Annotated in this window: 14 protein-coding genes; 12 read left to right on the forward strand and 2 right to left on the reverse strand. The window is 68.9% G+C overall.

All coding sequences use genetic code 11. The features are described 5' to 3' along the window. Window positions 1-204: 204 nt before the first annotated feature. The gene (locus tag VPA02S_RS07445) at window positions 205-1,410 is read left to right on the forward strand and encodes a porin (protein ID WP_062363073.1); all 1,206 of its coding nucleotides are present in this window, start codon (window positions 205-207) and stop codon (window positions 1,408-1,410) included. Between the two features lie 92 nt (window positions 1,411-1,502). Here the strand turns inward: VPA02S_RS07445 and VPA02S_RS07450 are convergent, their stop codons facing one another. Further along, window positions 1,503-2,633, reverse strand: coding sequence for a site-specific integrase (locus VPA02S_RS07450; RefSeq protein WP_062363075.1), 1,131 nt, complete (start codon window positions 2,631-2,633; stop codon window positions 1,503-1,505). Window positions 2,634-2,683: 50 nt separating this feature from the next. On the opposite strand from VPA02S_RS07450, the gene ilvA reads away from it, so the two are divergent. Next, window positions 2,684-4,297: a threonine ammonia-lyase, biosynthetic gene (ilvA, locus tag VPA02S_RS07455; RefSeq protein ID WP_062363078.1), complete on the forward strand. Its 1,614-nt coding sequence runs from the start codon at window positions 2,684-2,686 to the stop codon at window positions 4,295-4,297. 15 nt (window positions 4,298-4,312) lie between these two features. On the opposite strand, the gene VPA02S_RS07460 is transcribed toward ilvA, so the two are convergent. Then, on the reverse strand, window positions 4,313-4,957 hold the full coding sequence (locus tag VPA02S_RS07460; RefSeq protein ID WP_018903563.1) for a type II secretion system protein N: 645 nt from the start codon (window positions 4,955-4,957) through the stop codon (window positions 4,313-4,315). 49 nt (window positions 4,958-5,006) lie between these two features. Here VPA02S_RS07460 and gspG point away from each other — a divergent pair, with 49 nt between their 5' ends. The 10 genes from gspG (at window position 5,007) to VPA02S_RS07510 (ending at window position 14,342) form a co-directional block, all read left to right on the forward strand. Continuing rightward, on the forward strand, window positions 5,007-5,447 hold the full coding sequence (gene gspG, locus VPA02S_RS07465; protein WP_018903564.1) for a type II secretion system major pseudopilin GspG: 441 nt from the start codon (window positions 5,007-5,009) through the stop codon (window positions 5,445-5,447). Continuing rightward, on the forward strand, window positions 5,422-5,886 hold the full coding sequence (locus tag VPA02S_RS07470; protein WP_018903565.1) for a GspH/FimT family pseudopilin: 465 nt from the start codon (window positions 5,422-5,424) through the stop codon (window positions 5,884-5,886). The genes gspG and VPA02S_RS07470 overlap by 26 nt, the downstream gene beginning before the upstream one ends. Then, window positions 5,883-6,257 carry a type II secretion system minor pseudopilin GspI gene (gene gspI, locus VPA02S_RS07475; protein ID WP_018903566.1) on the forward strand — a complete coding sequence of 125 codons (375 nt, stop codon included), beginning with the start codon at window positions 5,883-5,885 and terminating at the stop codon, window positions 6,255-6,257. Before VPA02S_RS07470 ends, gspI begins: the two co-directional genes overlap by 4 nt. Beyond that, the gene (locus VPA02S_RS07480; protein WP_062363082.1) at window positions 6,257-6,940 is read left to right on the forward strand and encodes a PulJ/GspJ family protein; all 684 of its coding nucleotides are present in this window, start codon (window positions 6,257-6,259) and stop codon (window positions 6,938-6,940) included. The genes gspI and VPA02S_RS07480 overlap by 1 nt, the downstream gene beginning before the upstream one ends. Continuing rightward, entirely contained in the window at window positions 6,937-7,938 is a 1,002-nt protein-coding gene (gspK, locus tag VPA02S_RS07485) for a type II secretion system minor pseudopilin GspK (protein WP_012746226.1), read from the forward strand. Before VPA02S_RS07480 ends, gspK begins: the two co-directional genes overlap by 4 nt. A gap of 136 nt (window positions 7,939-8,074) precedes the next feature. Further along, the gene (gene gspL / locus VPA02S_RS07490) at window positions 8,075-9,286 is read left to right on the forward strand and encodes a type II secretion system protein GspL (protein WP_062363085.1); all 1,212 of its coding nucleotides are present in this window, start codon (window positions 8,075-8,077) and stop codon (window positions 9,284-9,286) included. Beyond that, window positions 9,283-9,816: a type II secretion system protein M gene (locus VPA02S_RS07495; RefSeq protein WP_018903570.1), complete on the forward strand. Its 534-nt coding sequence runs from the start codon at window positions 9,283-9,285 to the stop codon at window positions 9,814-9,816. The genes gspL and VPA02S_RS07495 overlap by 4 nt, the downstream gene beginning before the upstream one ends. 10 nt (window positions 9,817-9,826) lie before the next feature. Continuing rightward, the gene (gene gspN, locus VPA02S_RS07500; RefSeq protein ID WP_012746223.1) at window positions 9,827-10,627 is read left to right on the forward strand and encodes a type II secretion system protein N; all 801 of its coding nucleotides are present in this window, start codon (window positions 9,827-9,829) and stop codon (window positions 10,625-10,627) included. Window positions 10,628-10,629: 2 nt separating this feature from the next. After that, window positions 10,630-12,945, forward strand: coding sequence for a type II secretion system secretin GspD (gene gspD / locus VPA02S_RS07505; RefSeq protein ID WP_062363089.1), 2,316 nt, complete (start codon window positions 10,630-10,632; stop codon window positions 12,943-12,945). A 5-nt stretch (window positions 12,946-12,950) separates the two neighbouring features. Continuing rightward, window positions 12,951-14,342: a GspE/PulE family protein gene (locus VPA02S_RS07510; RefSeq protein ID WP_012746221.1), complete on the forward strand. Its 1,392-nt coding sequence runs from the start codon at window positions 12,951-12,953 to the stop codon at window positions 14,340-14,342. Window positions 14,343-14,347 lie beyond the last annotated feature (5 nt).

Raw genomic sequence — 14,347 nt, forward strand, 5'->3', positions numbered from 1 at the left:
GGGAAATCGTCACTTGCTTGTTGCAACGCAACAAACAACCGATATACTTTATTTCATGGCGCATGAACCCGTGCGCACCGGTTGTCTCCTCCACCCTTCCAATTGGTGGATTTAGCCCCGAGCTGCAAGGCTCGGGGCTTTTTTCTTTGGGTTCCCCGGCGTTGCGGGCCCACTCTAGTTTTGGGGCCCTGAAGGGCAGTTGCTCTGGCTGCCCTGGCTGTTGCCGGTGTTGCCTCGGCTCAGTCGTCCGTCACGCTGTTCGGCGTGGTCGACGCTTCGATCAGCGGCTATTCGAACAGCTCGCGCGACCTGAACCATGGCGTGACGTACAACGCCTTCGGCTTCCCGGTTGCCTATAACCCGTTCTACGTCAATCAGGGCAGCGTGCGGACCAGCAGCGTTGGCATGACCCATTCGGGCTACAACACCAGCCGCCTGGGCTTCCGCGGTACGGAAGACCTCGGTGGCGGCCTGGCCGCGAGCTTCTGGCTCGAAGCGCCGGTCGCCAACGACGATGGCAGTCAAGGCGTGGCCAATTTCTCCCGCCGTTCCACGGTGAGCCTGTCGGGTGGTTTCGGTGAAATCCGCCTCGGCCGCGACCTGACCCCCTCGTTCCACAACAACTCCACCTTCGATCCCTTCGGCACCAACGGCGTTGGCACCAACCTGATCCAGACGGCCACCAGCGCATTTGGCAATCCCACGCGCGCCAGCAACTCGGTCAGCTACTTCCTGCCGCCGAACCTCGGCGGCTTCTACGGCCAGCTGATGTACGGCTTCCACGAGAAGACCAAGTACAGCCCGGGCCTGGCCACGCCTCACGCGGCCGACAACTCGCGCACCGGCCGCTACATCGGCGGCCGCTTCGGCTACGCCAACGGTCCGCTCGACGTTGCAGCGGCTTACGGCAGCAACACCGTGGGCGACGACTACTACGCCGGCACGACCACCAAGGTCAACACCTTCAACCTCGGCGCTTCGTATGACTTCGGTCCTGCAAAGCTCTTCGGCGAACTGTCCCACGCCCGCGAAAAGACCGATATCGACGGCGACTTCTTCGCCCGCCCGGCTTCCGTGGCATCGAACAAGCTCAATGGCTGGCTGCTGGGCGTGACGGTTCCGGTCGGTGCCGGCCTGATCCGCGCGTCGTACTCGGCCGTCAAGTACAAGTCGGGCGACAACAACCCGTTCTTCAACGAACCGAATCCGAAGGCCAACAAGCTGGCACTGGGCTACGTGCACAACCTGTCGAAGCGCACGGCCCTGTACGCAACGGTTGCCCGCATCAGCAACAAGAACGGTGCAGACCTGAGGGTCAGCCCCGATTTCAGCCCGAAGTTCATCAGCAACGACATCTTCACCCCGAAGACCTCGACTGGCTACGACTTCGGCATCCGCCACGCCTTCTGATCGAAGCCTGATTCCCAATGCTGGCTTCAGCCAGTTCGGATCAATCCCGTATCAAGCCGCCCAGCGCAAGCCGGGCGGCTTTTTGGCTTTGCTCAATTCGGGCGGCCACGCCTGCTTTGCAGCAATCCCACATTCATTTCTCCGCTCAGAACCGAAGCGTAGAAACGTTCGACCATGTTGACGCTCGTGCGCGCATTGCGCGCCAAGGTCAGCATGTCGATGCCCTGCCCGTACAAGAGCCGCAAGGTGATGGCGGTATGGCGCAGGCAATAAAGAGTCCTCGACTGGCCCTGCGGCCCTTTCTGGAGCGACGTCGCTTCCAGCGCCCAGTGGAAAAGAAAGTTGAGCACGGCCAGCGCATGCTCGCGGTTCTTCAATTGCGGCATGAAGATGTAGTCGTCCGCGCCGCCAAAGCCCTGCTCGCGGCGATGCGCGAGCAGGCATTCATAAACCCGCACGGCCGGGCGCAGGCTCACGATGGGCTGGCTGTGCCGCTTGGTTTCGGGCAGGTTCATCCGCAGGTAGACGTGCTTGCCGCGCACGACGTCGATGTGCCTGTGCTTCATGAGCTTGATGTCGCTCGGACGCACGAAGGTGTTGACCATCCAGCGGATCAGCCATGGCAGCTCCTGCGGCATGACGAGCAGCTCGCGAGCGATCCAGAAGCGCTCGCCGGAGGCCAGCTGATCGAGCACCGGATGCGGCTGTCCGCGCAGCCGGCGCGCAGCCGCCACCACCGCCCGGTACTCCGCAACGCTGAAGCTCCCGCGCGGCTGGCTGCGCACCTTGACCTTCGGGAAGGCAGGTACATCGCGAAGCACGCCGATGCTCACACCGTGCATCAACACCTTTCGCAGCAGCACCAGGTACTGCGCGATCGTCGTGCTGGTGAAGCCCTGCGCTCCAAGGTGATCGATCAGGCGCTGCGCATCGGAAGTAGCGAATGCCTGCGCCGGCACAGCACCCAGCAAAGGAATGATGTGTGCGCGCAATCTGTTGCCCATCACCTGCCAGGTCGGCCGTCCTATTTCACCGCGCTGCACACGCGCCGCTTCTGCCTGCATCAACCCTTTGGAAAGGTCGCTGACAAAAAGGGTTAACAGATTTTGCTCATTTGTTAAATGACTGGCGGGCGCCTCGCTCGCGGGATAGCTGCGCGCAAAAAAACCCGAATCGTTCGCGGCCGGGGCTCTCTGGATGAGGTTTATGACATTTGTGTCCATGCCATATCCCGTACGCAATCCCGATGCCTCTTATCATCGTCATTTATCAATTGAAAACTCCCTTGGACAAAACCGTGCGCGACGTACCTGTGCCGGCACTGACGCCCGCCGACTATCTCAGAAAAATTTTGAACGCCCGCGTTTACGACGTGGCGGTCGAATCCGCGCTCGAGAAAGCCAATGCACTCAGCGAGCGGCTCGGCAATACCGTGCTGCTCAAGCGCGAAGACCAGCAGCCGGTGTTCAGCTTCAAGCTGCGCGGCGCCTACAACAAGATGGCGCACCTCTCGGCGGAGCAGCTCGCGAGTGGCGTCATCTGCGCATCGGCCGGCAATCACGCGCAGGGCGTGGCGCTGGGCGCGCGCAAGCTGGGCGCGCGCGCGGTGGTGGTCATGCCGGTGACCACGCCGCGGCTCAAGATCGATGCGGTGCGCGGCTTCGGCGGCGAGGTGGTGCTGCATGGCGACAGCTATTCCGATGCCTACCTGCATGCGCTCGAGCTGCAGGCGCAGCAGGGCCTGACCTTCGTGCACCCCTTCGACGATCCCGACGTGATCGCGGGCCAGGGCACCATCGCCATGGAAATCCTGCGCCAGCACCAGGGCCGGCTCGATGCGGTCTTCGTGGCGATCGGCGGCGGCGGGCTCATCTCGGGCGTGGCCAACTACATCAAGGCGGTGCGCCCGGAGATCAAGGTGATCGGCGTTCAGATGAACGACTCCGACGCCATGATGCAATCGGTGGCGGCGCGCCAGCGCGTGAGCCTGCCCGACGTGGGACTGTTTTCGGACGGCACTGCCGTCAAGCTGGTGGGCGAGGAGACCTTCCGCATCGCCAGCAACCTGGTCGACGAATACATCGCGGTCGACACCGATGCGGTCTGCGCGGCCATCAAGGACGTGTTCGTCGACACCCGCAGCATCGTGGAGCCGGCGGGCGCGCTGGCAGTGGCCGCCATCAAGCAGTACGTGGCCGGGCATGGCCGCCATGGCGAAACCTATGCGGCCATCCTGTGCGGCGCCAACATGAACTTCGACCGGCTGCGCTTCGTGGCCGAGCGCGCCGAAGTCGGCGAGGAGCGCGAGGCGCTGTTCGCGGTGACCATTCCCGAAGAGCGCGGCAGCTTCCGCCGCTTTTGCGAGCTGGTGGGCGAGATGCCGGCCAGCGAGTCGCAGGAAACGGGCTCGGCCGGCGGCGCGCTGCGCAACGTGACGGAGTTCAACTACCGCATCAGCGACGCGGCCAAGGCGCATGTGTTCGTGGGCCTGACCACCTCGACGCGCGGCGAATCGACGACCATCGCCAAGACCTTCATTGCGCACGGCTTCGACGCGCTCGATCTCACGCACGACGAGCTCGCCAAGGAGCATCTGCGGCACCTGGTGGGCGGGCGCACGGGTCTCGCGCATGACGAGCGGCTGCTGCGCTTCGTGTTTCCGGAGCGCCCGGGCGCGCTGCTCAAGTTCCTGAGCCTGATGCGGCCGAACTGGAACATCAGCCTCTTCCACTACCGCAACCAGGGCGCCGACTACGGCCGCATCCTGGTGGGCTTGCAGGTGCCGGCCGGCGACGCGGCGGCCTTCGACGACTTCCTCGAAACGCTGGGCTATCCCTACGTCGAGGAAACGGCGAATCCGGCCTACAGGCTGTTCCTGCAGGCCTGAAAGGCCGTCCGGCTTTTATTGCTGCGCAGGCTGCGCGGGCGGCTGCTGCGCAGAATCCGACGGCGGCGCTTGCGATGCCTGTGACGGTGCAGCTCCGCCGGCAGGCGGCGCGACCACGGGAGGCACCGTGGCCGGGAAAAGCCCGCTCGGCCTGGCCGCCGGCGTTGGCGAGGCCGGCAAACCCGGCGGGACCGAACTGCCAATGCTGATCGGCGCGCGCACCGGCAGTTGCAGCGTGAAAGCTGCCGGCCCCTGTGCACTGGTGCCGAGCGTTGCCGCGCGCACCCCGACCGACTGCAGCACATAGTTGTCGCCCACGCGCGAACCGACGCGGAACGGACGCGGCGGCTTGCCGTCGATGGAGATCAGGGCGGCGCCTTGGTTGAACGGATCCGCCACCACGCCCGACAGCGCAAAGCGGCTGGCCGCCTCGGGTGCGGCGGGCGCCGCCTCGGCGCCCGAAACCACGCCGAGCAGCCGCGCGACCGCATCAGCGTCGGCCGAGACCGCCGCCCTGGGCATGGTGGCCGCCGCGGCCACGGGCTCGGGCGGCGCCGCGAGCCGCAGCCCCCAGAACACCGCCGCTGCCGCGGCCAGCGCCCACAGGCCCGTGGTTGCAACGGGGGCATGCCAGTGCGCGGCGGAATAGGGACTTGTCATGGCCGCGGATTATCATGCAGCGCGCCTTCCGAACCATGTCATCCAAGCTATGAAAAAAATCCTACGCGACGCCACCCGCGCTGCCCAGCGCGGCTTCACGCTGATCGAGCTGATGGTGGTGCTGGTCATCATCGGCGTGCTGGCCGCGCTGATCGTGCCGAACGTGATCGAGCGCGCCGACGACGCCCGCGTGACCGCCGCCAGGACCGACATCAACAACCTGATGCAGGCGCTCAAGCTCTACCGCCTGGACAACCAGCGCTACCCAACGGCCGAGCAGGGCCTGCAGTCGCTGCTGGTGCGACCGACCGCCGGGCCGGCCGCGCCCAACTGGAAGCCCTACGTCGAGAAGCTGCCGAACGATCCGTGGGGCCATCCGTACCAATACATGAATCCGGGTATCAAGGGCGAAATCGACGTGCTCTCGCTCGGCGCCGATGGCCAGGCCGGCGGCGAGGGCAAGAATGCCGACATCGGCAGCTGGCAGTAGGCGCACGGGCGGCTTCACGCTGCTCGAGCTGATCGTGGTGATCGCGATCATCGCGATCGCAACGGCCGGCGTGAGCTTCGCGCTGCGCGACACCAACGCGGCCCGGCTCGACCGCGAGGCCGACCGGCTGGCCGCGCTGCTCGAATCGGCCCGTGCCCAATCGCGCGCGAGCGGCGTTGCGGTGCGGTGGCGCCTCGTGGAGGGCGGCAGCTTCGTGTTCGACGGCCTGCCGCCCGATGCCTTGCCCAGCGGCTGGGCCGCGAGCGGCATCAGCGCCACGGCTTCGCTGGCCGGCGGCGCGCCGGTGGCGGCGGTGCAACTGGGCCCCGACCCGATCATTGCCGCGCAGCAGATCGTGCTGTATTCCGAAGGCCCGCCCGCGCGCTCGCTGCGCATTGCCACCGACGGCCTCAGGCCCTTCACCGTGAGCACGCCGTGACATCCAGGCGCAATTCGGCATGCGGCGGATTCACGCTGATCGAGGTGCTGATTGCGCTCGGCATCGTCGCGCTGGCGCTCGCGGCGGGCTCGCAGGCCACGATGTCGCTCACGCGCAATGCGCAGCGCCAGTCCGACCTGCTGCTGGCCGACCTGTGCGCGGAAAACGAGCTTGCCAAGGCGCGGCTCGCCAGGCAGATGCCCGCGGTGGGCGATTCGGGCTCGATCTGCGTGCAGGCCGGCGTCTCGTTCAACGTGACCACCTCCATCATCGCCACGCTCAACCCCAATTTCCGGCGCGTCGACGTGCAGGTGCGCGACGAGGCCAACGCGCCGGTGCTGCGGATCTCGACCGTGGTGGGCCGCTTCTGATGCGCCGCTTCGCAAGCCAGGGAGCCCGCGGCGGCTTCACGCTGATCGAGCTGCTGGTGGCCATTTCGGTGATGGCGCTGCTCGCGCTCGTGAGCTGGCGCGGGCTGGACAGCATGTCGCGCGCCACCACGCTGAACCAGCAGCGCGCCGACGCGGTGCTGGCGCTGCAGACCACGCTCTCGCAATGGGGCGCCGACCTCGACGCCGTGACCCCGATCGCGCAGACCCGCCCGATCGACTGGGACGGCCGCGTGCTGCGGCTCACGCGCCGCGGCAGCGATGCGGGCGCCCCCGCCATGCTGGTGGTGGCGTGGACGCTGCGCACCGGTGCCGACGGCACCCGCTGGCGGCGCTGGCAGTCGCCGCCCTTCACCACGCGCGGCGAATGGCAGCAGGCGTGGAACCTGGCCTCCTCGTGGGCGCAGGAAGGCGGCGGCGGCGACGTCGCGCTGATGCCGGCCACGAGCTGGCAGCTCTACTACTTCCGCGAGAACGCCTGGACGCCCGCGGGCGAGCTGCCGGCCAGCGCGCCCAATCCGGCGAACCCGGCCAATCCCATCGGCGCCCTCGTGAACATGCCGGACGGCGTTCGGCTGGTGCTGACCCTGTCCCCGGGCGAGGGGCTCGCGGGCATGCTCACGCGCGACTGGGTCAAGCCCACGGTGGGGGCGCCGCGCTCATGACCGCATCCACGGTTTGCAGAACAACCGGGCAACGCCAGCGCGGCGCCGCGCTGCTCGCGGCCATGCTGACCGTGATGCTGGTCGCCACCTTCTCCGCCGCGGCGCTGTGGCAGCAATGGCGCGCGTCCGAAGTCGAGGCGGCCGAGCGCGGACGCGTGCAGGCGGCGTGGGTGCTGATCGGCGCGCTCGACTGGTCGCGCCTGATCCTGCGCGAGGACGCCCTCACCGGCGGGCCCGACCACCTGGCCGAGCCCTGGGCCGTGCCTCTCGCGGAGGCCCGGCTCACGAGCTTTCTGTCGGCCGAGAGGAACGTGGCCAGCGACAACCTCGAAGGACTGCCCGATGCCTTCCTGTCGGGCCGCATCGTCGATGCGCAATCCAAGCTCAACGTGCTGTCGCTGGTCGACGGCAACAAGCCGGTGCCCGCCAGCATCGCCACCTTCACCAAGCTGTTCAACATCCTGGGCCTGCCGGCCTCGGAGCTCAGCGCGATGACGTCCTCGCTCGCGCGCGCGCTGGCCACCGGCACCGATGCCGCCGGCGGCGGCGATGCCGGCGCGGCGCCGCTGATGCCGCAGGAGGTTTCGCAGCTGGTGTGGCTCGGCCTTTCGCCTTCGACCGCGGCCGCGCTCGAGCCCTACGTGACGGTCCTCCCGATACGCACGCCGCTCAACATCAATACCGCGAGCGCCGAAGCCATCAGCGCCAGCCTGCCGTCGCTGAGCATCAGCGACGCGCGCCAGTTGGTGGAAAAGCGCACGCGCTCGTACTTCAAGCAGATTGCCGACGCCAACGCCGCGCTGCCGAACGGCGGCACGCAGTTCAACGCCGGGCAGCACAGCGTGGGCACCCAGTTCTTCGAGGTCTACGGCCGGCTGCGGCTCGACCGTACCTGGGTCGAGGAACGCTCGCTGCTGCAGCGCGACGGCGTCACGGTGAAGACGATCTGGCGCAACCGCGGCGCCGGCCTTGCCACGGCCACTCCGGCTAAACCCTGAGTGCGGCTGATTTTCTTCATTTCTGTTGCATCAATACATCGTCCAGAGCCCGTCGCATCTACGTCAAACGCTACAAATAGAGTAGCAATGGCACCATCGGTGCACCCCTACAATCACCCGCCCTCCTGAAAACGAAATGACCCCGCTGCTGCTCATCGCTCCCCTCCCCCCGGCCGACGCCGCGGGCGAGTACGACTGGGCCCAGGCTGGCGACGACGGCATCGCCCTGCGCAACCATGGCCGCGCGCTGCTCGCGCTGCTGCCGGCCAGCGCGGAAGTCACGCTCGGCATTCCGGCCGCGGCGCTGTCCTGGCACCGCGTCACGCTGCCCAAGGGCAGCACGAGCAGCGCGTCGAAGCTGCGCGCCGTGCTCGACGGCCTGCTCGAAGAGCATCTGCTCGACGATCCCGAGGCCCTGCACTTCGCACTCGAACCCGCGGCCAAGGCCGGCGCGCCGGTCTGGGTGGCGGCCTGCAACCGCATCTGGCTGCGCACGCTGGTGCAGGGGCTGGAGTCGGCCGGGCGGCGCGTGGTGCGCATCGTTCCCGAATTCGCGCCGCAGCCCGCGGACGGCCCGCCGCTGCTGCAGGTCACCGGCGAAGCCGAGGCGCCGCAGCTCACGGTGTGCGATGCCGACGGCGTGGTCTCGCTGCCGCTCGCGGGTGCCGGGCTGGCGCTGGCCGCCGGCCTGCCGCTGGACACCGCCGTGATCAGCGCCGAGCCCGCCGTCGCGCAAGCCGCCGAGCACCTGCTCGAGCGCCGCGTGCCCATCGTGCAGGCGCCGCAGCGCTGGCTGCAGGCGGCGCGCTCGCCCTGGGAGCTCGCGCAGTTCGACCTCGCCGTGACGGGCCGTGCCCGCGCCGGCAAGAAATTTGCGTCGGTGGTGCAGACGCTGCGCTATGCGCCCGAGTGGCGCGCCGCGCGCTGGGGCATCGTCGCCCTGCTGCTGACCCAACTGATCGGCCTCAATGCCTGGGCTTGGAAGGAGCGCAATGCACTCGAGGCCAAGCGCCAGGCCGTGAAGACCATGCTGACCCAGACCTTCCCCTCCGTGAAACTCGTGGTCGACGCGCCGCTGCAGATGGCGCGCGAGGTCGCGGCGCTGCAGCAGGCCGTGGGCGATGTCGCGGGCAGCGACCTCGAACCGATGATCGGCGCGCTCGCTCCCCATCTTCCGCCGGGCAGGACGCCCAGCGCCATCGACTACAGCGCCGGCCAGCTGCGCCTGCGCGGCCTGGGCCTGCAGCCTTCGGAGCTCACGCGGCTCTCGGGCGCGATGGGCCCGCGCGGCTACAGCGTGCGCGCCGAAGGCGACCTGCTGCTGGTGCAGGCCGAGGCTGCGCGATGAACCTCGGCGAACAGCTCCGGGCCCGCTGGGCCGCGCTCGAACTGCGCGAGCGGCGCATGGTCGCCATCGCGGCCGCGCTCGTGGTGCTCGCGCTGCTTTGGTGGGTTGCGCTCGCACCCGCGCTGCGCACGCTGGCCGCGGCGCCGGCCGACCATGCGCAGCTCGATGCGCAGCTGCAGCAGATGGCCCTCCTGCAGAACCGCGCCAAGGCGCTGCAGGCGCAGCCCCGGCTGAACCGCGACGATGCGCTGCGCGCCCTCGAAACCTCGGTGCGCGAGAGCCTGGGCACCAATGCCCAGCTCATGACGGCCAGCGGCGATGGCGCCGCCACCATCACCATGCGCGCCACGCCGGCCGACGCCGTGGCCCAGTGGCTGGCGCAGGCGCGCGGCAATGCCCACGCGGTGCCGCGCGAGGCCCACCTGACCCGTGCGGCCGCCGCGCCGCCGGCCGCCGGCAGCAAGGACCCGCAGCCCGCGAAGGTGCGCTGGGAGGGCACGCTCGTGATGGCGCTGCCCGCAGCCCGTTGAGCCTGGCCGCATGGTGACGCGCTCCTCCCTTGCCGAATCCGCGCCGCGCCGCGGCTGGCGCTGGGCCCTGCTCGGCATCGTGCTGGGGGCGCTGCTGGCGCTGGTGCTGTTCGCGCCCGCGCGCTGGCTGGCCACGGCGCTCTCGAACTGGAGCCAGGGCCGGCTGCTGCTCGTCAACCCGCGCGGCACGGTCTGGAACGGCACCGCGGCCGTGGTGCTTGCCAGCGGCGCCGGCGGCGCCGAGGCGGTGTCGCTGCCCGGCGCGCTCAACTGGCGCATGCGCCCGGCCTGGAGCGGCATGTTCGCCGTGCTCGACCTGCCCTGCTGCGCGGCGCGGCCGCTCCAGCTCAAGGCCAGCCCGCGCACGGACGGCATGCAGCTGCAGTGGGGCGACGGCAGTTCGCGCTGGCCCGCCACTTTGCTGACCGGTCTGGGCGCGCCCTGGAACACGCTCAGGCTCGAGGGCACGCTCGACCTCTCCACCCGGGGCCTCTCGATGCAGTGGGACGGCCCCGTGCTGCGCATCGCGGGCCAGGCCACGCTCGACGCCACCGACGTGTCGTCCAGCCTCTCGACGCTCAAGCCGATGGGCAGCTACCGCCTCACGCTCGAAGGCGGCAGCCGCCCGAGCCTGCTGCTGAGCACGCGCGAAGGCAGCCTGCAGCTGAACGGCAGCGGCAGCTGGAACGGCACCGCCTTTCGCTTCAATGGCGAAGCCAGTGCCGCGGCCGGCCGCGAAGACGCGCTTTCCAATTTGTTGAACATCATCGGGCGGCGCGACAACGCGCGTTCGATCATCACCCTGGGTTGATCATGATGAAGCCACTGACTTCGCCCGGCAGCCGCCTCGCCGCCGTTGCACTCGCAGCGCAGGTGCTGGTTGCCGCCACCTTGCTGCAGTCCGCGCCCGTGTTCGCACAGTCCGGCGATGCGCCGCGTCGGGGCGAGCCCATCACGCTCAACTTCGCCAACGCCGACATCGAGGCCGTGGCCCGCACCATGGCGGTGGTCACCGGCCGCGACGTGGTGGTCGACCCGCGCGTCAAGGGCACGATGAACCTCGTCACCGACCGCGCCATCGCGCCGGCCGCGGCGTTCAACCAGTTCGCTTCCGCGCTGCGCCTGCAGGGCTTTGCGGTGGTGGAGGCCGAAGGGCTCTACAAGGTGGTGCCCGAGGCCGACGCCAAGCTCCAGACCCAGACCGTCAACACCGCCACGCCCAGCGCCGGCTCGGTGGCCGGCAACCAGATCGTCACGCAGATCTTCAGGCTCAACTACGAGTCGCCGAACAGCCTGCTGCCGGTGCTGCGCCCGCTCATTCCGCCCAACAACACCATCAACGTGAACCCGGGCAACAACTCGCTCGTGATCACCGACTACGCGGACAACATGCGCCGGCTGGCGCGCATCATCGCGGCGCTCGACGTGCCCAATGCGTCCGACATCGAGGTGATCCCGCTCAAGCATTCGATCGCCACCGACATGCTGCCGCTGATCACCCGGCTGGTCGACGGCAGCGGCTCGGGCGCCACGCCTGGCGCCGCCGCGCCGGGTGTGGCCGATGCGTCGTTCCGCACCACCTTGCTGGCCGACCCGCGCAGCAATGCGCTGATCCTGCGCGCGGCCAACCCGGCGCGCGCGGCGCTGGTGCGCACGCTGGTCCAGAAGCTCGACCGCGCGCCCGCCGAGAGCAGCAACGGCGCGGCCGGCAACATCTACGTGGTCTACCTGAAGAACGCCGATGCGGTGCGGCTGGCGGCCACGCTGCGCGCCGCCATGGCGGCCAACCAGCTGCCCGGCACGCCGGGCTCGCCAGGCGCCGCGGGCGGTGGTGGCCAGTCGCAGCCGCAAGCCAACATTCCGCAGGCCATGCAGCAGACCAGCCTCAGCGGGCAAGGCGGCGGCTCGGCGGCCGCCAACGCGCCGCTCAACAATGCCAACCAGCCCTCGACCGGCGGGCAGATCCAGGCCGACCCGTCGACCAACTCGCTGATCATCACGGCGCCCGAGCCGCAGTACCGCCAGATGCGCGCCGTGATCGACAAGCTCGACGGCCGGCGCGCGCAGGTCATGATCGAGGCGCTGATCGTCGAGGTCAGCGCCAAGAAGGCCGCCAACTTCGGCGTGCAGTGGCAGAGCGCGCTGGGCAACAACGCGGTCATCGGCACCAATTCGAGCCTGGCCAGCGCCAACATCCTGGCGCTGACGCAGGCGCTGGCCACGCGCGACGTGGCCAACGTGCGGCCGTCGTCGGGGCTGAACCTCGGCATTGCCGGCAAGATCGGCGGCCAGTACATCCTGGGCGCCATTGCGAACTTCTTCAACAGCGACGGCGACGCCAACGTGCTCTCCACGCCCAACCTGCTGACGCTGGACAACGAGGAGGCCAAGATCGTGATCGGCCAGAACGTGCCCTTCGTCACGGGCCAGTACGCCAGCACCTCGGGCTCGGTGGGCATCAACCCGTTCACCACGGTGGAGCGCAAGGACGTGGGCCTCACGCTGCGCGTGCGCCCGACCATCAACGAGAACGGCACCGTGAAGATGACCATCTTCCAGGAGACCTCGACCGTCGACGGCAACACCATCAACAACCCCAACGGCCCGACCACCAACAAGCGTTCGATCGAATCGAGCGTGCTGGTGGAAGACGGCGGCCTGGTCATGCTCGGCGGGCTGCTGTCGGACGACTACGGCAACACGATCGAGAAGGTGCCGGTGGCGGGCGACATCCCGGTGCTCGGCAACCTGTTCAAGAACGAGATCCGCACGCGCAACAAGAGCAACCTGATGATGTTCCTGCGCCCCGCGGTCATGCGCGACGGCGCCTCGACCGAAGCCTTTGCCTACGACCGCTACGACGAGATCCGCGGCATGCAGCAGCGGACCCAGCCGAACACCGACAACATCATGCTGCGCGGCGTGGATGCCGCCCCCGTGCTGCCGGAAGCCCCGCTGCCGCGCTCGGGTGCCCGCGACACCAGCAGCAACGGCAGCGACCGCATCCAGGGCACGCAGCTGATCCCGCCGCCGCGCCCAGCCGCCGACACCCGCACCCTGCGCCCGAGCCCGCTGCGCGGCGCGCTGCCGCCCACGGCCGACCCCACCAGCTCGCGCGAACTGCCCTGAAGCCCATGCGCCACCCCCTGCCCTACGCGTTCGCACGCAGCCAGCAGCTGCTGCTCGAAGAAGCCGACGACGGCAGCCACACGCTGTGGATGTCGAGCCATCCCTCGCGCAGCGCGGTCGGCGAAGTCACGCGCAAGTACGGCGTGCAGGCCTTCGAGGTGCTGGCCGACGGCCCGCTCGCGCAGCGCATCAGCGCGGCCTATGCGCAGGGCGAATCGAGCGCCGCCGCGGTGGTGAGCGAGGTGCAGAGCGACGCCGACCTCTCGCGCATGATGCAGGAGCTGCCGGCGGTCGAGGACCTGCTGGAAAGCGCCGGCGACGCGCCCATCATCCGCATGCTCAACGCGCTGCTCACGCAGGCCGCGCGCGACGGCGCGAGCGACATCCACATCGAGCCCTACGAGCGCACTTCGTCCGTGCGCTTTCGCATCGACGGCACGCTGCGCGAGGTGGTGCAGCCCAACCGCGCGCTGCACGCCGCGCTGATCTCGCGCCTGAAGATCATGGCCGACCTCGACATCTCCGAGAAGCGGCTGCCGCAGGACGGGCGCATCAGCCTTCGCATCGGCACGCGCGCAGTCGATGTGCGCGTCTCCACGCTGCCGAGCGCGCATGGCGAACGCGCGGTGCTGCGCCTCCTGGACAAGAGCGAATCGAAGCTCACGCTCGAATCGGTCGGCATGCAGGGCGACACGCTCGCGCGCTTCGAGAAGCTCATTGCGCAGCCGCACGGCATCATCCTGGTGACCGGGCCCACGGGCTCGGGCAAGACCACCACGCTGTACGCCGCGCTGGCCCGGCTGGATGCGAGCCGCAGCAACATCATGACGGTGGAAGACCCGATCGAATACGAACTGCCGGGCGTGGGCCAGACGCAGATCAACGCGAAGATCGAGCTCACCTTCGCGAAGGCGCTGCGCGCGATCCTGCGGCAGGATCCGGACGTGATCATGATCGGCGAGATCCGCGACTTCGAGACCGCGCAGATCGCCATCCAGGCCTCGCTCACCGGCCACCTGGTGCTTGCCACGCTGCACACCAACGACTCGGTCAGCGCCGTCACGCGGCTGACCGACATGGGCGTGGAGCCGTTCCTGCTGAGCTCGTCGCTGCTGGGCGTGCTCGCGCAGCGCCTGGTGCGCAAGGTCTGCACGGCCTGCGGCGGCGCCGGCTGCGAAGCATGCGGGCAGACCGGCTACCAGGGGCGCACCGGCATCTTCGAGCTGCTGGTGGCCGACGAGACCGTGCAGGGCCTGATCCACAGCAAGGCGGCCGAGAGCGAACTGCTCCAGGCCGGCGCGCGCGGCGGCCTGCGCCTGATGCGCGAAGACGGCGAACGGCTGGTGCAGGCCGGCATCACCTCGCGCGCCGAGCTGCTGCGCGTCACGCGCGACTGATCCGC

Source organism: Variovorax paradoxus NBRC 15149 (assembly GCF_001591365.1).
In the GTDB taxonomy this organism is placed as follows: Bacteria; Pseudomonadota; Gammaproteobacteria; order Burkholderiales; family Burkholderiaceae_C; genus Variovorax; species Variovorax paradoxus.

Excerpts from the sequence above, each read along its gene's own strand:
- gspG (WP_018903564.1), top strand. The coding sequence starts at position 5,007 with ATGAAAAAAATCCTACGCGACGCCACCCGCGCTGCCCAGCGCGGCTTC.
- gspK (WP_012746226.1), top strand. The coding sequence starts at position 6,937 with ATGACCGCATCCACGGTTTGCAGAACAACCGGGCAACGCCAGCGCGGC.
- gspL (WP_062363085.1), top strand. The coding sequence starts at position 8,075 with ATGACCCCGCTGCTGCTCATCGCTCCCCTCCCCCCGGCCGACGCCGCG.
- VPA02S_RS07450 (WP_062363075.1), bottom strand. The coding sequence starts at position 2,633 with ATGGACACAAATGTCATAAACCTCATCCAGAGAGCCCCGGCCGCGAAC.
- VPA02S_RS07480 (WP_062363082.1), top strand. The coding sequence starts at position 6,257 with ATGCGCCGCTTCGCAAGCCAGGGAGCCCGCGGCGGCTTCACGCTGATC.
- VPA02S_RS07460 (WP_018903563.1), bottom strand. The coding sequence starts at position 4,957 with ATGACAAGTCCCTATTCCGCCGCGCACTGGCATGCCCCCGTTGCAACC.
- VPA02S_RS07495 (WP_018903570.1), top strand. The coding sequence starts at position 9,283 with ATGAACCTCGGCGAACAGCTCCGGGCCCGCTGGGCCGCGCTCGAACTG.
- VPA02S_RS07510 (WP_012746221.1), top strand. The coding sequence starts at position 12,951 with ATGCGCCACCCCCTGCCCTACGCGTTCGCACGCAGCCAGCAGCTGCTG.
- gspN (WP_012746223.1), top strand. The coding sequence starts at position 9,827 with ATGGTGACGCGCTCCTCCCTTGCCGAATCCGCGCCGCGCCGCGGCTGG.
- VPA02S_RS07470 (WP_018903565.1), top strand. The coding sequence starts at position 5,422 with ATGCCGACATCGGCAGCTGGCAGTAGGCGCACGGGCGGCTTCACGCTG.
- gspD (WP_062363089.1), top strand. The coding sequence starts at position 10,630 with ATGATGAAGCCACTGACTTCGCCCGGCAGCCGCCTCGCCGCCGTTGCA.